Annotated in this window: 17 protein-coding genes; 10 read left to right on the top strand and 7 right to left on the bottom strand. The window is 61.3% G+C overall.

Annotation, left to right across the window (positions count from 1 at the left end; genetic code table 11):
* Window positions 1–17: 17 nt before the first annotated feature.
* Genes F5544_RS34655 through F5544_RS34680 form a run of 6 tightly spaced genes read right to left on the bottom strand, consistent with a single transcriptional unit; the run spans window position 18 to window position 5,617 of the window.
* Window positions 18–905 (bottom strand): Cgl0159 family (beta/alpha)8-fold protein, encoded by an 888-nt coding sequence (locus F5544_RS34655; protein WP_428847194.1) that lies wholly within the window; start codon window positions 903–905, stop codon window positions 18–20.
* 18 nt (window positions 906–923) lie between these two features.
* Entirely contained in the window at window positions 924–1,862 is a 939-nt protein-coding gene (gene iolC, locus F5544_RS34660; RefSeq protein WP_167477072.1) for a 5-dehydro-2-deoxygluconokinase, read from the bottom strand.
* A complete protein-coding gene (locus F5544_RS34665) occupies window positions 1,859–2,644 on the bottom strand; it encodes an ATP-binding cassette domain-containing protein (RefSeq protein ID WP_167477073.1) in 786 nt (261 codons plus the stop codon). The genes iolC and F5544_RS34665 overlap by 4 nt, the downstream gene beginning before the upstream one ends.
* Window positions 2,641–3,693, bottom strand: coding sequence for an ABC transporter permease (locus tag F5544_RS34670; protein ID WP_167477074.1), 1,053 nt, complete (start codon window positions 3,691–3,693; stop codon window positions 2,641–2,643). Before F5544_RS34670 ends, F5544_RS34665 begins: the two co-directional genes overlap by 4 nt.
* 9 nt (window positions 3,694–3,702) lie before the next feature.
* Window positions 3,703–4,698 carry a sugar ABC transporter substrate-binding protein gene (locus F5544_RS34675; RefSeq protein ID WP_167477075.1) on the bottom strand — a complete coding sequence of 332 codons (996 nt, stop codon included), beginning with the start codon at window positions 4,696–4,698 and terminating at the stop codon, window positions 3,703–3,705.
* Window positions 4,699–4,714: 16 nt separating this feature from the next.
* Window positions 4,715–5,617, bottom strand: coding sequence for a TIM barrel protein (locus tag F5544_RS34680; protein ID WP_167477076.1), 903 nt, complete (start codon window positions 5,615–5,617; stop codon window positions 4,715–4,717).
* Between the two features lie 265 nt (window positions 5,618–5,882).
* Here F5544_RS34680 and F5544_RS34685 point away from each other — a divergent pair, with 265 nt between their 5' ends.
* The gene (locus F5544_RS34685) at window positions 5,883–6,887 is read left to right on the top strand and encodes a LacI family DNA-binding transcriptional regulator (RefSeq protein WP_167477077.1); all 1,005 of its coding nucleotides are present in this window, start codon (window positions 5,883–5,885) and stop codon (window positions 6,885–6,887) included.
* Window positions 6,888–6,952: 65 nt separating this feature from the next.
* Window positions 6,953–7,963, top strand: coding sequence for a Gfo/Idh/MocA family protein (locus F5544_RS34690; RefSeq protein ID WP_167477078.1), 1,011 nt, complete (start codon window positions 6,953–6,955; stop codon window positions 7,961–7,963).
* 237 nt (window positions 7,964–8,200) lie between these two features.
* Here the strand turns inward: F5544_RS34690 and F5544_RS46055 are convergent, their stop codons facing one another.
* Window positions 8,201–8,383, bottom strand: coding sequence for a hypothetical protein (locus F5544_RS46055; protein ID WP_203217416.1), 183 nt, complete (start codon window positions 8,381–8,383; stop codon window positions 8,201–8,203).
* 347 nt (window positions 8,384–8,730) lie between these two features.
* Here F5544_RS46055 and F5544_RS34700 point away from each other — a divergent pair, with 347 nt between their 5' ends.
* The 8 genes from F5544_RS34700 (at window position 8,731) to F5544_RS34730 (ending at window position 19,023) form a co-directional block, all read left to right on the top strand.
* Window positions 8,731–10,176, top strand: coding sequence for an ATP-binding protein (locus tag F5544_RS34700; protein ID WP_203217417.1), 1,446 nt, complete (start codon window positions 8,731–8,733; stop codon window positions 10,174–10,176).
* Window positions 10,173–11,174, top strand: a complete 1,002-nt coding sequence (locus F5544_RS34705) for a PD-(D/E)XK motif protein (protein ID WP_167477080.1) — start codon at window positions 10,173–10,175, stop codon at window positions 11,172–11,174. The genes F5544_RS34700 and F5544_RS34705 overlap by 4 nt, the downstream gene beginning before the upstream one ends.
* The gene (locus F5544_RS47180; RefSeq protein ID WP_203217418.1) at window positions 11,167–12,897 is read left to right on the top strand and encodes a Z1 domain-containing protein; all 1,731 of its coding nucleotides are present in this window, start codon (window positions 11,167–11,169) and stop codon (window positions 12,895–12,897) included. Before F5544_RS34705 ends, F5544_RS47180 begins: the two co-directional genes overlap by 8 nt.
* On the top strand, window positions 12,837–14,060 hold the full coding sequence (locus F5544_RS46065; RefSeq protein ID WP_275107068.1) for a Z1 domain-containing protein: 1,224 nt from the start codon (window positions 12,837–12,839) through the stop codon (window positions 14,058–14,060). Before F5544_RS47180 ends, F5544_RS46065 begins: the two co-directional genes overlap by 61 nt.
* Before the next feature lie 118 nt (window positions 14,061–14,178).
* Complete coding sequence (locus F5544_RS34715; protein ID WP_275106988.1) at window positions 14,179–16,236, top strand: helix-turn-helix domain-containing protein; 2,058 nt, start codon at window positions 14,179–14,181, stop codon at window positions 16,234–16,236.
* On the top strand, window positions 16,233–17,183 hold the full coding sequence (locus F5544_RS34720; protein ID WP_167477081.1) for a hypothetical protein: 951 nt from the start codon (window positions 16,233–16,235) through the stop codon (window positions 17,181–17,183). Before F5544_RS34715 ends, F5544_RS34720 begins: the two co-directional genes overlap by 4 nt.
* Window positions 17,180–18,049 (top strand): DUF6339 family protein, encoded by an 870-nt coding sequence (locus tag F5544_RS34725; RefSeq protein WP_167477082.1) that lies wholly within the window; start codon window positions 17,180–17,182, stop codon window positions 18,047–18,049. Before F5544_RS34720 ends, F5544_RS34725 begins: the two co-directional genes overlap by 4 nt.
* Complete coding sequence (locus tag F5544_RS34730) at window positions 18,046–19,023, top strand: DNA cytosine methyltransferase (RefSeq protein ID WP_167477083.1); 978 nt, start codon at window positions 18,046–18,048, stop codon at window positions 19,021–19,023. The genes F5544_RS34725 and F5544_RS34730 overlap by 4 nt, the downstream gene beginning before the upstream one ends.
* Window positions 19,024–19,211: the final 188 nt, after the last annotated feature.

Raw genomic sequence — 19,211 nt, forward strand, 5'->3', positions numbered from 1 at the left:
GCATTTCGGCGTTCGGCTCATCGGGCGTCTTTCAGTAGCCGCGCCGCCGCGTCGACGGCCGCCGCGACATCGCCGTCGGGCGGATATAGGAGGGTGCGGCCGACGACCAGGCCGCGCACGACATCGTGGCTCAGTGCCCCGCCCCAGGAAGCGAGATCGGCGGCCGGATCACCGGATGGTGCGCCGCCCAGCACCACGACGGGCAGGGTTGTCGCATCCAGAACCGAGATATCCTGCGGCGCCGGAATTTTCAGCCACGTGTAGGCAGAGGTGACGCCCAATCCGGACGCGACGGTGATCGCGCGGGACAGCGACGGAGCGTCCTTGCTCATGATGAGCGCACCGGATTCGTCGCGGTGATACGGCAGCGGCTCCACCATCGCCATCAGCCCCTGCGCGGCCAGTTCGGACACCGCCTGCGCGCAGGCGTGCAACGTCGGGATGGTGCCCGCATCGGAATCATCCAGGCGCAGTAGCATTTTGCCGCCGTCCAGGCGGAACCGGGCCAGTGCGTCGGCGTCGTAGCCGGTGAACCGATCGTCGATCTCCCACTCCGCGCCCGCCAAACCGCCGCGGTTCATCGAGCCGATCACGACCTTGTCGTCGAGCGCGTCGAGCAGCAGCAGCTCCTCGACCACGTCGGGAGATCCGAGCACGCCGTCGACGTCGGGGTGAGCGAGCGCGATCAACAGGCGCTCCAACAGATTTCGCCGATCGGCCATCGCGGTGCGATCCGAACCGACACCGAGCGCGCCGCGGGCGGGATGGTCGGCGGCGACCAGGAACAGGGTGTCCTTGTCCGACAACAGGTTCTGACGCCGGACTCGTTTGTTGTACGCGCGCTCGACCGCCGCCGGGTCGGTGGCACGCACCCGGAGCAGGTCACGCCAGCGTTCGTCGCTCAGGTACACGGATCTCCTCCTTCAGCGGCACAGCAGTGCCTCGATCTCGGTATTCGTCGGCATCGCGTCGGCGCACGCCAGCCGCGAAGCCACCAGCGCCCCCGCGGCATTCGCATATCCTGCGATCCGGCGCGGATCCCAATCGGAGAGCAGGCCGTGGATCAGCGCGCCGCCGAAGCCGTCGCCGGCGCCGAGCCCGCACACCACCTCCACGCGGCACGGCGGCACCGTCCACCGTTCCCGTTCGGTCGCGATGAGCACGCCGTCGCCGCCCCGCTTGATCACCGCCAGCCGCACACCGCGGGCCAGCAGCAGATCGGCGGCGGCATCCGGATCGTCGGTGCCGACCGCGACCCGAACCTCGGTTCGGTTGCCCACCACCACATTCACGTGATCGAGCAGCCAACCGATCTCGGCCCGCGCGGTCGCCTCGTCGGGCCAGAACATCGGCCGATAGTCCAGATCCAGCACGGTGTGTCCGCGCCTGGCCCGGCGTTCCAGCACCGCGCGCTGCGTCGACCGGCTCGGCTCGACGCTCACGCCGGTGCCGGTAACCCACAGCAGCGGAACGGAATCCACCACATCCCACGGCACGTCGTCCGGGGTGATGGTCAGGTCGGGCGCGATGGGCGCGCGGTAGAACAGCAGCGGCGGATCGGCGGGTGGATTCAGTTCGCAGAACACGATGGGCGTCTGCAGATCCGGTGCGGTGCCGACGAAATCCGCCGAAACACCGAAACCTTCGAGAGCAGAGCGCACATACGCGCCGAATCCATCGGGACCGACCTTCGTGAGCACCGCACTGCGCCTGCCCAGTCGCGCGGCGGCCACCGCGACATTGGTCGCGGTGCCGCCGAGGAACTTCGCGAACGAGCGCACATCGGCCAGCGCGACACCGGTCTGCTCGGGGTAGAGGTCCACCCCGACCCGGCCGATGGTCAGAGCCTCGAGTTCCGTCACGGGTTCGCCACCACCCGCTCCAATTCGTGCTGCAGCGCGTCCAATTCGGCGCCGCCCGCCATCTGCCTGGTCAGCTCGGCGACATCGATCTCCGACTTCTCGTACGCGCCGAGCATCGCACCGCGCTTGAGCAGCAGGAACCGATCGCCGACCGGATAGGCGTGGTGCGGGTTGTGCGTGATGAGAATGACACCCAGCCCCCGATCACGGGCCTGCACAACATATTTCAGCACCACACCGGCCTGCTTCACGCCGAGCGCCGCGGTCGGTTCGTCCAGGATCAGCACCTTGGCGCCGTAGTGCACGGCCCGTGCGATGGCGACGCACTGTCGCTGACCGCCGGACAGCGTGCCCACCGGCTGCTCCATATCGCGGATCTCGATCCCCATATCCGTCAACCCTTTTCGGGCTATCTCCTGCGCAGCACGGCGATCGATCAGACGGAACGGGCCGTACCCCTTCGTCGGCTCGGAGCCGAGCACGAAATTTCGCCAGACGCTCATCAGCGGCACGACGGCCAGATCCTGGTAGACGGTCGCGATGCCGCGATCCAAAGCCGCACGCGGCGAGGAGAATGCGACCTCCTCCCCCTCGACCAAGAGCTTGCCCCGATCGTGCTGGTGCACACCGGCGAGTATCTTGATCAGCGTCGACTTGCCCGCGCCGTTGTCACCGAGCACACAGGTCACCTCGCCCGCGTTCACCACGGTGGAAACATCTTCCAGCGCGACGACTCCGCCGTAGCTCTTACCGATGCCGACGGTCTCGACCAAGGTGTTCATCTGCGCACCCTTTCGGCTCGCTTCTGGAATCGGTTGTTCACCAGCACCGCGGCCAGCAGCAGCACACCGAGGAACAACATGAACCAATCGCTGTCCCAGCGGGCGAAAACGATGCCCTGGCGCGCCATTCCGAAGATCAGCGCGCCGATCGCGGCGCCGATGGCCGAACCGAAACCACCGGTCAACAGGCAACCGCCGACCACGGCCGCGATGATGTAGTGCAACTCCAGTCCGACGCCCTGATTCGCCTGGACGCTGGAAAAGCGCAGAATATTGCACGATCCCACCACCCAGCCCGCGAATGCGGTGCCCATGAACAGCAGGATCTTCGTCCGCACCGCGGGCACACCGACGGCCCGCGCGCTCTGCAGCGCGCCGCCGACCGCGAAGATCCAGTTGCCGAATCTGGTGCGCACCAGGATGAGTGCGGCGATCGCCGTCAGCACGATCCACCACAGCACCGAGGCCTGGAACCGCACTCCGCCGATATCGATGGTCGAGGCGAATACCGACCCCGCCGATTCGTAGCCCGGCGCGCCGCGCACGCCCGACACCTGCACGGTATTCGTGACCAGCCGTGTCACACCGAGATTCAGGCCCTGCAGCGCGAGAAACGTGCCGAGCGTGACGATGAAGCTCGGCAGGCCCGTACGCATCACCACCCAGCCGTTGAAAGCTCCCACGGCCAAAGCGAATACGAGCGAGACCAGCAGCGCCAACCACACATTCCAGCCGGCGTGCACCGAAAGCAGCGCGGTGACCAGCGCGGTGGACGCGGTCATCACACCCGCCGACAGATCGAATTCGCCGCCGATCATCAACAGCGCCACCGCGATCGCCATGATGCCGAGCGTCGATGAATCATCCAGCCAGGTGGCGACGCCGAGCGGGCTCAGGAAGCGATCGGTGATCACCGAGAAGAACACGAACACCAGCAGCGCGCCGAGCGCCGCACCGATCTCCGGCCGAACGATCATGCGCTGCATCAGCGTCGGACCGTCCGGCCGCCGCGCCGGCGCGATTTCGGATGCTTTCGTGGCTACCGTCATGTCAGCCACTCACCGGGTGCCCTTGGCCACGAGCGCGGCAACGGCATCCACATTGGACTTGTCGACGAAGGCCGGTCCGGTCTGCACCGGGGCGCCGCCGCCCACGGTGTTGGCATTGGCCTTGTACAACTGCAGCAACACGATCGGCAGATAACCCTGCTCGAATTGCTGCTGGTCGATGGCGAACAACAGCTTGCCCGCCTTGATCGCGTCCACCACATCGGTGTTCAGATCGAAGGTGGCCACCGTCGCGGCCGAACCGGATTCCTTCACCGCGTCCACCGCGCGGGCGGCCACCTGCGAATTCAGCGTCAGCACCGCGTCGATCGACTTGTCGGCCTCCAGCGCGCCCTTGATCCGCGACTGGGCGTCGGTCGGGTTGTTGATATCCACCTGCAGTGTGGTGGCATTGCCGAAACCCTTTGTGGCGCCGTCACAGCGCTGGTTCGCGCCGATATTGCCCGCCTCGTGGATCACGCACAGCAGCTTGGTCTTCTTCGCGTCGGCCAGACGCTTGCCCGCCAGCTGGCCCGCGAGGGTTTCGCTCTGTCCCACATGGCCGATCGCGCCGAATTTGGCGCTCTGATCCTCACCCGAATTGATCGTCACGACGGGAATGCCCGCGGCGACGGCCTTTTCGATGGAGGACCGCAGCGCGTCCGGGTTCGCCATCGAGACGACCAGACCGTCCACCTTCTGCGCGACCGCGTTGTCGATCAGCTTGGCCTGCTGTCCCGGATCGCCCGAGGATTGGTAATCCACCCGCACGCCAAGGTCTTTCCCCGCCTGCTGGGCGCCGTTCTTGACGACGTTCCAGAACGCGTCACCCGCGCTGCCGTGCGTCACCACCGCGACCGAACCCAATTTGCCCGCGGCGACCGGAGCCTGGCTCGGGGCCGGCGACTCCGAACTCGGGCCGCTGCACGCGGTGAGTACCGCGACCGCCGCCGCGGTGGGCAGCAGCAGCGCGCGCCATCCGATGCGGCGCGAACGTATCGACGTCATTGTCATCACTTCCCAACTAGATTCGTACCGAGGCGAGTGCGGAGCCGATGCCCGCGAGGTGGCGCAGGCTGCGTTCGGCATCCCGGCTCGGCAGCTCCGCCGAGTCGGTGGGGCGCAGGGCGGCGTCCTGTTCGATGACGTACCAACCCCGGTAACCCGCGGCGTGCAGTGCCCGCACCAGTGCGTCGATATCGACATCGCCGTCGCCCAGCGGGACATACACTCCCTGACGCACGGCCTCGCTGTATTCCAGTGCGCCACTGCGGATTTTGTCCGCCAGCTCGGCGCGAACATCCTTGAGATGGATGTGGCCTATCCGATTCGCATGCCGCTGCGCCAGTTTCACCGGATCGGCGCCGCCGATCAACAGGTGTCCGGTGTCCAGGCACAGGTCGAGGTCCGAATCGGCGACGAAGCGCTCCACCTCGGCCTCGCTCTCGACATGTGTGCCGACATGCGGGTGCAGCACCGTGCGCAGGCCGTGCCCGGCGGCGAGATCGCGGATCGCCCCGGCGGTTTCGATCAGCGTGCGCCATTCGGAATCGCTCAGCTGGGGCCGCGCATCGTAGCCGTCGAGGCCGGTGGCCGCGGCCAGCACGAGCACTTCGGCGCCGGTCGCGGCGAACAGGGCCGCAGTCTCCTCGGCCGCCGCGATCGCGCGGTCCGGATCCCGATGCAGCGCGACGGCGAGGAAGCCGCCGAGCATCGTCATGCCGAATTCGCCGAGCAGCGTGCGCAATTCGCCGGGATCGCGTGGAAGATAGCCGGGCGGGCCGAGTTCGGTCGCGGTGAGCCCGAGTGCGGACATGGCGGACAGGACGGTGCGCGAGTCGAGCACATGGCCCCAGCCGGGCACCTCGCAGACTCCCCAGGAGATCGGCGCGGCCGCGATGCGCAGCGGGTTGAGCGGTTGGGTCATCGAGATTTCTCCGACCTTCGGTGTGATCGAGTTGTTGCCCAAACGTATTGGAGCGCTCCAACTATGTAACGTGGACCACAGGGTGTCAAGAGGTTCCGCCGGACTCTTTAAAATGTCCCTACCTCGGAAAATCCTACCTTCCATGCAAAACGCAGGTGACCGATGTCGCGAGAATTTTCTTATTAGAGCGCTCTATTGATTGGCGCGCGACAACCTTGTAACCTCCGTCACGGCACCTGATCGACGGATGCGGAACGGAGGCGAGATGGCGCGGCCCACCATGGAAGACGTCGCCGCCAGGGCGGGCGTCTCGCGCGCGCTCGTCTCGCTCGTCATGCGCGATTCGCCCAAGGTGAGCGAGCATCGGCGGCGCGCGGTACTGGAGGCCGCCAAGGAACTCGGCTACCAGCCGCACATAATGGCCAGATCGCTGGCCAGCCGCACCTCCAACATCGTCGGCGTCATGGTGTCCGACCTGCGCAACGCGTTCTTCGCCGATGTGGTGGAGGGTATGGACGCCGCGGCGCAGGAGGCCGGGCTCGAACTGATCCTGAATACCGGGCGGCGCAGCGCGGCCCGGGAACGCACCGCGCTGGAAAGCCTGCTCTCGTTCCGGCCCGGCGGCATCATCCTGCTCTCACCGGTGCTGCCCGCCGCGGCCATTCGCGATGCGGCGCAACAGGGTCCGGTCGTGCTCGTCTCGCGCACCTCCGCCATCGCCGACGTCGACACCGTCAACGACGACGGTGAGGTCGGCGCCGCACTTGCCGTGGATCACCTTGTCTCCCTTGGCCATCGGCGCATCGTGCACCTCGACGGCGGCGGCGCGTTCACCTCGGCGGCCCGCCGCAGAGGCTACCGCGCCGCCATGGAGCGGCACGCGCTGGAGCCGATGATCATTCCAAGCGAGCACACCGACTCGGCCGGGATGGCCGCGGTACACAAACTGCTGAACCTGTTCTCCCGCAACAACTTTCCCACCGCGCTGGTGAGCAGCAACGACTTCAACGCCGTAGGCGCCATGTCGGCCCTGGAGGAGGCCGGATTACATGTGCCAGGCGACGTTTCGGTCGTCGGATACGACAACACCTCGCTGGCCGCCCTGCGGCATGTCGCACTGACCACCATCGATCAGCCGCGAATCCAGATGGGGCGCTTGGCCGTCGAGGCCCTCACCGAGCGGCTGCGGCACGGCCGGACCGAGCCGGTGCGCAGGCGATTACAGCCATCGCTGGTCGTTCGATCGACCACATCGGCGCCGCGGTCCTGAACACAACCGAAGAGCTCAATCATCCGGCGTGTACGCGCGTCGGCATCGCATCAGAAGGAGAGTCGATGAACGCCGTCACCATAGGCCTCGCGGGGACCGGGCGGATCGGGACCGCCCACGCCGAAACACTGAAGAACCTGGCCGGTGTCGGCACCGTCGTGGTCGCCGACGCCGACGCCGAACGCGCGCGCACCGCCGCGACCAAACTCGGCGTCGAATTCGCCGCCGATATCGACGCGCTGTTCGCCACCCGCCTCGACGGCATCGTGATCGCGACCGCCACCGATTCCCATCCCGAACTCATCACCAGGGCAGTCGATCTCGGCATTCCGGTGTTCTGCGAGAAACCGGTCGCCGCCGATATCGCGGGCACCGTCACCGTCCTCGACCACCTCCGGAACGCGACCGTCCCGGTGCAGATCGGCTTCCAGCGCCGCTTCGACGCCGGCTACCGGGCCGCCCGCTCCGCCGTCGCCTCCGGCGAACTCGGCTGGCTGCACACCCTGCGCGCGACCACCCTCGACCCGGCTCCGCCGCCCGCCGAATACATTCCGCGCTCCGGCGGCATCTTCCGTGACTGCGGCGTACACGATTTCGACATCATCCGCTGGGTCACCGGCCGCGAGGTCACCGAGGTATACGCCGTCGGCGCCAACCGCGGCGACGAATTCTTCACGGCCGCAAACGATGTCGACACCGCCGCGGTGACGTTGACCCTCGACGACGGCAGCCTCGCCACCGTATCCCTCACCCGCTACAACGGCGCGGGCTACGACGTCCGGCTGGAGGCGCTCGGCTCCCGCGCCAACGCCATCGTCGGCCTCGACGATCGCGCCCCCCTACACTCCGTCGAACCCAACTACCCCCCTTCCCCCTTCCCCGCCTACCCGGGTTTCATGGACCGCTTCCGCAGCGCCTACACCGACGAACTCGCCGCCTTCCTCTCCGTCGTCCAGGGCACCATCGAAAACCCTTGCACCCCATGGGATGCCCTAGAAGCCTTCTACATCGCCGAGGCATGCGAACTCTCCCGCGCCGAACGCCGCCCCGTCACCGTCGCCGAGGTGCGGCGCTAGCAGTCGACCGCCGACGGACTCCCCGGATTCCGTCGGCACCTCTCACCCCTCGGCGAGCTCCGCCCAACTCCGCTCGACACAGAACTAGTCACCCTCCGGATCCAACAACACCACCCACCCCAACCCATTCGCCGACCGACGATCCTCGATCATCTTGCCCCCCAACCCGATCCACCTCCTCATCCTGGGCCGCTGCGTCGGCTTCCACCCCACCCCTGGCCACCCCGTAACCCCACCTCAAAACACCGCCAGCTCATAGGGATCAGCACAGTCGAACGTCACATTCTGAATGAGCATGCCGCCGAAGGTTAGGCGCCAACCGACCATCCCGACGCCATCGCGCATCCGCGTCATCTCCGCATACTGCCGCACATACTCAGCGTGCTCGATCTCAGGCCGCTGCGAGCCGAGCGAGCCCATGAACTGTCCCCGGTTTGGGGCCGCCCACCAATGCGCACCGACGCCGAACCAGTCAGGTGCTATGCCTCTACCCAGGTCGACCTGGACTGTGCCGATTGGCCGGACGACAGCTGAAATCCCAAACACCCCAAGGTCTTTTAGAAGTGACTCGGCACGTCGCTGGGTCAGATCGTGTCGTGGAAGCTCGCCAGGCGCAACAGTTTCGATGTCAGAATCGATTTGTCGGACGGCAGGTTTAGAGTCACATCTCAACAGTGCAGAATCTGTGAGGGAGGGTGAGGGTGGCCACTTGGCGAGACGAAGTTCCTACGGCCGGAGCAGTAGAACTAAGGCCCAACGCTCGGGCTATGGAGGGTCTTGGTGGCAATCACTCACTGGAAACCGCGCTCGCAGATCTAGTGGACAACTCCATCGACGCAGGTGCCAGCGACGTCCTGATACGGTTTGTTCGTCAGAACGGGCAGGTACGGGCCCTGTATGTAGCCGACAACGGCCGCGGACTCACACCCGAGGCGATCGACATCGCCATGACAGTCGGCGGCCAGCGCTCCTACAGCTCAAAAGATCTTGGCCATTTTGGACTCGGCATGAAGGCCGCGTCGTTTAGCCAGGCGAAGAGCCTGACAGTCTTGTCTCGAGCGGCTCGCCATCCGGCCGTAGGGCGCCGATGGGAGTTGTCCGAAGCAGGCCACAGTTTTCGCGTCGACGTGGTGACCGAGGAGTTTGCGGAGGCAGAGTTGCTCCGTGATTGGGCACTTCCTCCGACAGGCACCGGCACGGTGGTCAGATGGGACTCGATGGCCAGAGTCCCGGTTACCGAGGATCCACAGCGCATCGAGACATTTCTCAGCCAGACGGTTCAGTCTGTATCCACCCATCTCGGCCTCGTGTTCCATCGTCGACTTGAAGCCGGAGATCTGCGCCTGCTGTTGGATATTGAAGACACCGAGCGAGGCATGGGCCCGCGCTTTCTGGTCAGTCCGGTAAACCCCTTCGGTTACCGCACGTCCGGAAAGCTTGGGTATCCGAAGACCCTTATTGCGCAAGCTAACGGCACGCAGATGGTCTTCCAATGCCACATCTGGCCGGGTCGGTCGAGCGTACCTGAGTTTAAGCTGCCAGACGGACCAGAACACCGACAAGGTCTATACGTTTATCGGCGTGACCGATTGCTCCAAGCTGGAGGCGATTGGGGCGGAATAAGTAGGCCGACGAAACGCCTACAGCTGGCGCGAGTAGCTATCGACATCGGCAATGAACTGACTCAGTTCATAACAATGAACCCGGAAAAGTCACGAATACTCGTGGGCCCTGAATTCACACACTTGGCAGAGAAAGCTACCGCTGACGATGGCACCGGGTTCTTCGACTTCCTCAACGATGCCGAGCAGACATTTCGCGATTCTCGTACTCGAAACAGTGCCCGCAAGCCGCTCCATTTCCCGCCCGGGAAGGGGTTAGGTCCGCATCTACGCCGCACAATCGAGAATGAGTTCACCTTCATGTCCGAAGATCGTCCCGTCGACATACGCTGGAGAGGATTCAGCCCGGGCGATAGTCGGTTCTTCGACATCGATCGTGACAGCCAGACACTCTGGCTAAACGATTCCTACCGCTCCGCTGTTCTCGGCCATCGTCGAGCTGGTCTCAACGATGCGCCGGTTGTCAAATCGCTGCTCTACCTATTGATGGAACACCTATTCCGCGGTGAGCGGTTCGGAAACCGAGACAAGGATAATGTCGATGTGTGGCAGGAGATCCTAATCGCTGCCGCTGAAAGCGAGATCCCGTGAGTGACATCACCGTCCCCACCGACAGGCATATGAGCGTCTTAGGGTTCGAAGAATTCTTGCGGCGCAAGGTGCCGATCTCTATACCCATTGCTGGCGAGCCGCCGCTCACCTTCTTTATTGATCCCACTCGGCCGGCTATAGGGATTCGAGCGCCAAAACTTAGCGGCGGGGCAGCACCTGACACAGATCTTGAGAATATCCATGTCAACGAACTCTATAGGGATGGCGATCGATATTTCGAAATCTCCGTAACTAGGCAGCAGCTCTTCGTCGACGCCTACCCGGTCCTGTTGGCCATCGCAGACCGCATCCAACTCGATAATCAGCCACTTACGACCGCGCTGGTCGATACCGTACGAGCCCTTGGGCACCTGCTCGAACGCCGTGCCGCGCTCTCTGTCGAGAAAGAGCTAGGTCTGTACGGCGAACTCCTGATGCTGAGCGGCCTGATTCGACAGGTCGGCTCTAACGAGGCTATCGATGCCTGGCGAGGACCTGACCGCGAGGAGCATGACTTCGGACTCCGCGGGATTGATCTCGAGGTAAAGACCACCGCAAGCGAGCGTCGGTCGCACTGGATCGGATCACTGACGCAACTCTCCCCAGTCGAGAATCGACCCCTTTGGTTGGTCTCATATCAGCTGACCAGATCGGGTCCCGACGATGGTCGAACCCTTCCGTCATTGATCAACAACATTAGGGATCAGCTGTCCAACACAGCGGACTTACAAGCGTTCGAGCGCAGCCTCCAGAACGCAGGCTGGCACGATTCGTACGAGGCAACCTGCAGTCGATGGCGAGAACGGAGCGCACCTGCCCCCTTCGCAGTCGTCGATGACTTCCCTCGACTAACTCATGATCTACTCGCGGGGATTAACGTTGACCTTACCCGCCTAATCGATGTCCGATACCGACTAGATCTCAGCGGAGTACGAAACTCCAAAACTGTCCCACCCTTTCTTTCCGCTGCGCTGAATAATGGAGACTTTCATGACTGACGCATTCCGAAATGCATACCTCAGCGCTCTCGCCCCAATGGAGCAATCCGGCAGACCTCAGCGCTTGCATGATCTCGCCGAATTCCTTGGTCGCAATGACCAAGTTACAGCGAACGACGAAGCATTGCAGACGTATCTGTCGACATCAACACCTGATGATCCACTGCGAATGAAGCTACATCTGAACCTCGCGACCTGGGACAACATCGAGGATGCTGATTGGACAGCAAGCACCGAACACAACACCGACGAACGGCGAGCGGTAATCACAACCGCACTTGCCGTTGATGACGCCACAGCCAAAGTGTTCCTTGACCAATTCCCGATCAACAAAGCTGATGACATTGTAATCGCCAATACATGGTCGGCGTGGTATACAACGGCACTTCGACAGAAACACGACTTCTACTGGAATGCCTACAAGAAAGTCCTCACCGGCAAGAAGTGGTCACCTGCCGCGATTGCAGCGCTTGATGTCGCAACAACCGAGGTTGTCGAACGTCTCTCGGATCCGACCAGAATTGACGCCTATCAGGCAAAGGGCATAGTCGTTGGGTACGTACAGAGCGGCAAGACAGCGAACTTCACAGGCGTCGTAGCAAAGGCCGTCGATGCTGGCTACCGACTGGTTATTGTACTGACAGGAACCACAGATCTGCTAAGGTCCCAGACCCAGCGCCGGTTGGATATGGAACTCATCGGCGTTGAGAACATCAAGCGGGGAGTAGCCGACGACGACCAGGAAGGTTTGGCACAACTCGACTATCAGGACGATCACGATTGGCTAGGAGGTAAGTTCCTCTCCCACGGCGTATGGCCGGCTGATGTAGACCGTCCGGCGATTCACAGACTCACCACCTATGCCGGTGACTACAAGAGTCTCAGAAATGGAATTGAAGCACTTAACTTTCCAAAACATGGCGATCGGAAGCGTCCGTTCTACCATCCTGTAAATCTTTATTCCAGCGACGCCAAGGTCGCGATCGTCAAGAAGAACGCCACGGTGCTAAGCAAACTTGTTCGCGACCTGAGAACGATCACAGCCAAGCTGGGCGAAATTCCCGTACTCATCATCGATGACGAGTCCGACCAGGCATCAGTAAATACCAGCAATCCTAAACGATGGCTCGCAGACCGGAAGGACCGAACTTCGATCAACCGTCTCATCTCAGAGCTCTTAAAATTGCTGCCACGGGCTCAATATATCGGATACACTGCAACACCATTCGCCAACGTATTTATCGACCCCGATGATTCTGAAGACATATTTCCCAAAGACTTTCTAATCTCGCTGAGAAGACCCCCAGGTTATATGGGAGCTTCAGATTTTCATGACCTCGACTGCCCTATAGATATCGACGATCGCACCTTCTCCAACTCCCGCGAGCTGGCTCACGTGCGACGCATCCAACATCTACATGGAGCAGACGACACAGACCTTCTAAAGGCTATTGACACCTTCGTGCTGACCGGAGCGATGAAACTGTATCGAGCAGATCGTGGCATTGGAGAGTTCCGGCACCACACGATGCTGGCGCATGAAGCAATGAACACGGTCAAACACAAAGAACAGGCTGATCGGATCCGAGCTTTGTGGAGTGTTGGGGCTATTACTCCCCCACCGCCAGTCCCCGATTACGAGTTCTGTTCGATAGCGACTTGTTGCCCGTCTCACACGCCAGCAATACCGACCTACCGGTACCTGCAACGTTTGACGAGTTGAAGCCCTACATCCCCGCAGCGGTCCACAAGATCAGCCGGTATGGCGACCCGGTCATCGTTGTGAACAGTGATAAGGACGCCCTGTCTGAGAACCTTGACTTTGATCGCGAAAACGTATGGCGGATCGTCGTAGGCGGAAATAAGCTCTCCAGAGGATTCACCATAGAGGGCCTGACCGTTTCCTATTTCCTCCGCAGGGCAAAATCCGTTGACACAATGATGCAGATGGGCCGCTGGTTCGGTTTCCGAACAAACTACCAGGATTTCGTCCGCCTGTACATCTCACCTGAGCTTTATGAAGCCTTCGAAGGAATCGTGCTCGACGAGGAGTTCTTCCGTGCCGAATTGCGTCGATTTGCGACGCCGGTAGACGGAAGACCGCAGGTGACGCCGAGGGAGGTCCCACCCCTCGTTGCACAACACCTCCCATGGCTCAAACCGACGTCCCCGAACAAGATGTATAACGCGGCACTGACCGAGCGACAGTCGCCAGGTATTGGAGTAGAGCCAACCGGCTACCCTAAGGATATCACTCGTTTGCGCGAAAACACGAATGCCTTTCGCCCCCTGCTCGATGCGGCGTCCAATAAAATCGAGTTGCGCTCATCTATTCGCAACTACTACCCGGCGTTTGTCGGAATCATTGAGCATCAGGAGCTGCTTCGAGTATTGCAGAAATTATCCTGGCTCGAAGACGATTACTTTGAGCCAGATCTTCGATGGCTCAATAGGCTCGGCCCAGACAAGATCGAAGATTGGGCGGTGATCCTTCCACAACATGCAAGAAGCGCGGAAAGCACCCGGCTACTGCTCGGACACGGACCGCTGAGTCTATTCTCACGCGAGCGTCGTCGTGACCCGTACTTTGGTGCCATTCGCGACCCCAAGCACCTGTTTGCAGCCAAACGCATCATAGGAGAGCCAACCCCCTTTGACGATCCAGCAGCAGATCGACTGGCGCGCCCTCGCCGAGGTGCTCTCATCGTGTACCCGGTCATCGAAAGTACAGCACCAGCCGCAAACGCGATCGCGTCGGGACAAGTTGTGATGGCATTCCACCTTCTGGCACCGCTGAGCGCCACCACGTCTGACGGGCGCCTCGTGACCTTCACGACTCGTAACACCAGCCGACGCAACGCCGCGATCGTGGATGCCCAAGATTAACCCGACGCCGAAACTACGTCCGCTCCTCAGGCCTATCCGGTTGGTTGTTGTCGTCAAGCTAAATTTGACATACCCTCTGATGTCAAATATTCCGCCGAACCGGTGATGCGGAGGATGTGTGGAGGACTTCGGGACCTGGCTGGCACGTCAGCTCGCCCGTCAGCGGATGAGCCAAACGGAGATGGCAGACAAGCTCGGCGTGACGAGGGCGGCTGTCTCAGCGTGGGTCAACGGACGTGCGGAGCCTAGGTGGGAAAAGGTCCACGCTATCGGCGAAATACTAGGAATCGACACCAGATCAGTGCTCACACTTGTGGAGCCACCGATGTCCGCGGATCAGCTCAGCTGGCGCCACCGACCAGCTCATCCCGACGGTGGTCGAGAGTTGGGCAATGCCGCAGCGTTCGCCTTCGATGCTGACTTGGGTGTTGTGGCCCGGGAGGCCACCCAGAACAGCCTCGACGAGCGCTTCGTGGCTTCTGAGCCTGTCAAAGTCCAGTACACCCTCAACGAACTGACAGGCCCACACCTCCAGGAATTCCTTGCCGCACTCCGCTGGAAGGAACTAGAGAGTCATTTCGAGGCGGTCGTGGCCGAGCCGCAGAAGGTTGGTCGAGTTCTAGCAGACGGCCTTCGAGAGCTGCGAGAACGGCGAAGCCTCGTGCTGCTAAAGATTGACGACTACAACGCTGCGGGACTAACTGGGCCAGAATACGACGACGGCCGATTCTCCCGGGTCGTCCGACGCCAGCTGGACAGCGGCAAGGCTGGACCCGCTGGCGGTTCTTATGGCATAGGCAAAGCCACGCTCTGGGCAGCCAGTCGATTCGGGTTAGTGTTGATCAACAGCACCCTGTCCGTCCCTTTTGAAGGACGACGGGGCCCCCGTGTAATTGGCAGGTTGGACCTTCCGTGGCGCCGGGTGAGCAATGAGCAGTACGCCGGCCCCGCCTGGTTCGGCGCTCATGATCCTGATCGAGCAGGTGCTGCTCGATCATGGTGGGCCGACGACAACACGATTAGCGCCCTCCGCCTAGGCCGACAAGATACGGCTCCCGGTACGTCTTTCTTGATAGTGGGCGCCCACGATGCCAGCGGCGAAGCGACTGGCATCGAAGGTATGCATCGAATACTCGTTGAGAGCCTCGCCTCCCACTTCTGGGCGTCGATGGTCAGCACACCCAACAATGGACCATTGTTGGAGGCATCGGTGACCACACTTCGCAATGACACAGTCGTCGTTTCGGAAGAGCGAATCGATCCAGACACACATCAACCTGCCCGATCCCGCGCACTTCGTGCATATCTGACAGGTTCAACAGTCGACCAACTCACCTCACTGGACGACGTGGTCAAGGCCACAGTGCCACTCACGGTACCGCCTTTGAAGCGGGCGACCAACGGCCGGCCTGTACACCACGAAGCTGTACTTCTGCTTGCTGTCACCGACGACGACCGACCCAATCGCCTCGTCTGCATGCGCAGCAGCCGAATGGCCATCATCGAGCGATCCATCAGTGACATACCGCTCGGGTCACCTCATTTTCAAGCAGTCCTCCTTGCCGGTGGTGCCACTGGATCGGATTCCCCCGATGCGGTTGCAGCCGAGAGTTTTCTGCGCACATCAGAACCACCAGAGCACAACAATTGGAAGAAGACTGACGACCTCACTGCCACCTATGCACGGGGGGCGATTAGTCGACTAAAAGAATTCCAAGATGCAGCGCTTAACGAGATCCGCAGGATCCTGCGGCGTCCACACGATGAGATCTCGGATGATGGCCCTGCTGCTCTCCGCGATCTGTTGAATTATGATGCGCCCTCTCCGCCGCGGAGCCCTGGCTTCCCAACCGTGAAGAGCGTGACCGGCTCTGTTGACCCGACGGGGGCATGGCGAATAAGAGTGGAGGTCAGACTTCCCGAGCGAGAAGACCCATGGCTGCTCACACCGACGCTCCGCTTTGCCACCCGGTCCGGTCCTAAACCCGAGGCTCGATGGTCGGCTTTGACCCCGGAGGCGGGCTGCGAGGTCACCGAACAGGGCAACCTTGTCTTTGCGGCAGGTATCCGGAGTGCAGCGTTCAGCGGGGTAAGCGATGTGCAGAGTCATCCAGTCGCCGCTCAAATGGCAATCGTCGAGGTGGACCTCAAGCGTGTGAAAGGGACGACGGTATGAGGCAACTGGTCCCATATCCGACACTTGTTGGAGAGGTCAATATGGCCGTGCGCCACGTCGACCTCGACGGTCTTCCTATCCATTTGAACATGATCTCCAGCCGTGAGCACGTAGTTGCCCTTCATCAGGTCGAACGTGATGGATGGGAAGAGGCACGGCTCTCCGTGCAGTTGTCCGTACCAACCCAGGAGCTGAGAGCCGCCGACTGGTCCAACATTATTTGCGTCGCAGTGCTGACTGAGCGGCGCACTAATACGCGGGCGCTAACCCAGCTCACAGCAGACCCAGCTGGCGACTGGAGTGGGATCGTAACTCTTCATCGCGACCATCATGTTAATGCGGCAGAGCTTACTGGTCACGTTGTAGCGACAGTTCAAGGCATCCGTGGCCGGATAGTTGGATCAACTCAACAATCGTGGACCATCGATCTTCAAGCCCGGAAGCCCGTTCGGCAGAAATTCATGATCATCCGACATGTTGACTTCTCTGCCGCCGAGAATTCGCATCTCCATCCCTTCAAAGAGGATCCGTGGACAGTGGAAACTGGCGACGACACGCCGATCGTATATCTGAACACGAGATTCGAGGGACTCATTCGGCTGCTGGAGGCAGGCGACCGGGTAATCCGGGAGGCCGTTTCCACGCAGATCGCTGCGGATGTATGGACGGCACTATTCAACGCATCCGTCTATTCCGCAAGCACTGGTGAGAAACATACCATTTGGCCAGGAGGATGGAAAGACTCTGTGCTCAAACGGATGCTTCCGGATATCTTTCCAGATTTGTCTCTGGATGATGCTCTCGATGAAGTCGTGAGCCGTCGGCTGTCCAGCGAGGGAGGTGGTGATCTCCAAACGCGTTTGATTCACGCAACTGGTAGACAATCAGCGCGGGCCAGACGCCTTGGAAACTATATCCGTTCGATCGAACGGAAGGAGCACGCATGACCCCTCGTCCCCCTCGCAACCCGCCCCGCTGGGTCGCGCTGCTGCCTGAGAATGAAGCCATCAAGTACCTGACGACGGCAGTTCTCTACGGCGATAGGGAGATCCCTCAACTGGCTCTCGAGAAGGTCTGCATTCCTCTCAAGGAGGATCTGAGGTGGGCCGCCGATCCAATCCGAGACCTGGTCGATGAGGCGATCGAACGCCACATGAGTTCCCCAACCAGTGCGGACGCGTGGATGGCTCCACGGTTGCACGCAGCATTGCGAATCACCCGTCGCGAGGCCGCAGATCCTGCACTCTGGAACTTCTTGAGCCTTAGGCTTGCACCTGACTATGTTCTTTGGCGGCATCCCGGTAGAACGATTGCGGATCGTACTGAAGGGACTAATCAGCTACGCTTTGTCGGTCCATTCCATACTCAAACATTTGCAAGGTTGTGGTGGGCAGCCGAACTCTTCAGAGATGGGCCGGACTATCAAACTGTCGAAACCGCTTGCGGGAATCAAGATATACTGCACACCACTCTTCGGTTGGAGATCGTCCATCACCGGCCCACAGCACTAGCAATCACTCGTCTTCTTGCCCTAAAGAAAGTAAACACCGGGCGTGAGGTCAATGCTCTTTCACAGGTGATCAACGCAGCCGGAAGCACGCTACTTTTCGACACAATCGGTGTGGACATTTCTCCGGACACCGACGCCTACCGGCAGTGGCTTGACGAGGCCAACATGATGCACATGCCGTATGAATCGTTGCCCAGCGGGCCCGACGACGGGCGAGTTCCATCAAAGGCGATAGACGAACTTGTGCACTTGTTCGGGAAGCTCTTTGACGAGGCACCTGTACGGGGAAGGATTAAGACATGACCATGTTCACAAGTCTTGAAATCTGCGCTGGCGCAGGGGGGTTGGCCCTGGGGCTGGAACGAGCCCGCTTCTCTCCTGTCATGCTGATAGATAACGACGGGGACAGCTGCGCCACACTGCGCACTAACCGTCCTGAATGGCCCGTGGTGGAGATGGATCTCTTGCAGTTTGTTGCCTCGGACCATCCTGAAGTGCTTGATGTTGACTTGATGGCTTGTGGCGTACCCCGACCGCCGTACTCCGTTGCGGGCAAGCAACGTGGTAACGAGGACGAAGGCGATCTGTTGGAAGCAGCGATTTGGCTGACCGCTGAAGTACGGCCGAAAGCTCTGGTAATCGAAAACGTGCCTGCACTTCTTGAGGACGAAAAGTTCGCAGGGACCCGCGCATTCGTCCATGGAGAGCTGAGGCATCTCAAATACGATATCAGTTGGAAAGTTCTCGATGCGCAGGATTTCGGAGTTCCGCAGCGACGTAAGCACAGCGTGCTCGTCGCTATGAAGCATGAATACTTCGATCGCTTCCACTGGCCAGGCCCCGTCCAAACTCGCATGACCGTGGGTAGTGCCCTGCGGGATTCGATGGCCAGCTGCGGATGGGCCGGAGCAGACGAATGGGCCCTCGCCGCTAACACGGTGGCGCCAAGCATCGTCGGAGGTTCCAAGAAGCACGGCGGCGCCGACCTCGGTCCAACCGGAGCAAAGAACGCGTGGGCCAAACTCAACGTGAACGGACACATCTTGGGAAATGCGGTGCCCGGTGCAGACTTCGTTATACGTCACGGACTCGGACGCTATGGGCGCGACGGGCTGCCCAAACTAACAGTGTCACAAGTCGCACTCCTGCAGGGCTTCCCCGCCGACTGGACAATTTGCGGCAAGAAGACTTCGAGCTATCGCCAGGTGGCTCAAGCCTTCCCGCCACCACTCGCAACGGCGCTGGGCGCGCGGATCGCTGACGCTTTGGTCAATTAGATGATCGAGAGCGGCGCAACATTCTGAATGCCTTGCACCCATTACGATCGCCGCGAGGTGTCGATCGTTGTCAATCTTCAGTAGCTGCAACGGCTTTGACGTCGATACTGCCATTGAGACCTGATACACGAGCTGAATGTTGATCGCAGCGGTCAAGTTTGGACGACACGCCCAGCGCCCCAACCAGG

Source organism: Nocardia arthritidis (genome assembly GCF_011801145.1).
GTDB classification, from domain to species: Bacteria; Actinomycetota; Actinomycetes; order Mycobacteriales; family Mycobacteriaceae; genus Nocardia; species Nocardia arthritidis_A.

Coding starts and splice junctions, on each gene's coding strand:
- F5544_RS34665 (WP_167477073.1), bottom strand. CDS start 2,644: ATGAACACCTTGGTCGAGACCGTCGGCATCGGTAAGAGCTACGGCGGA.
- F5544_RS34680 (WP_167477076.1), bottom strand. CDS start 5,617: ATGACCCAACCGCTCAACCCGCTGCGCATCGCGGCCGCGCCGATCTCC.
- F5544_RS34720 (WP_167477081.1), top strand. CDS start 16,233: ATGAGGCAACTGGTCCCATATCCGACACTTGTTGGAGAGGTCAATATG.
- F5544_RS47180 (WP_203217418.1), top strand. CDS start 11,167: ATGACTGACGCATTCCGAAATGCATACCTCAGCGCTCTCGCCCCAATG.
- F5544_RS34730 (WP_167477083.1), top strand. CDS start 18,046: ATGACCATGTTCACAAGTCTTGAAATCTGCGCTGGCGCAGGGGGGTTG.
- F5544_RS34700 (WP_203217417.1), top strand. CDS start 8,731: ATGGAGGGTCTTGGTGGCAATCACTCACTGGAAACCGCGCTCGCAGAT.
- F5544_RS34690 (WP_167477078.1), top strand. CDS start 6,953: ATGAACGCCGTCACCATAGGCCTCGCGGGGACCGGGCGGATCGGGACC.
- F5544_RS34670 (WP_167477074.1), bottom strand. CDS start 3,693: ATGACGGTAGCCACGAAAGCATCCGAAATCGCGCCGGCGCGGCGGCCG.
- F5544_RS34725 (WP_167477082.1), top strand. CDS start 17,180: ATGACCCCTCGTCCCCCTCGCAACCCGCCCCGCTGGGTCGCGCTGCTG.
- F5544_RS46055 (WP_203217416.1), bottom strand. CDS start 8,383: ATGGGCTCGCTCGGCTCGCAGCGGCCTGAGATCGAGCACGCTGAGTAT.
- F5544_RS34675 (WP_167477075.1), bottom strand. CDS start 4,698: ATGACGTCGATACGTTCGCGCCGCATCGGATGGCGCGCGCTGCTGCTG.
- F5544_RS34685 (WP_167477077.1), top strand. CDS start 5,883: ATGGCGCGGCCCACCATGGAAGACGTCGCCGCCAGGGCGGGCGTCTCG.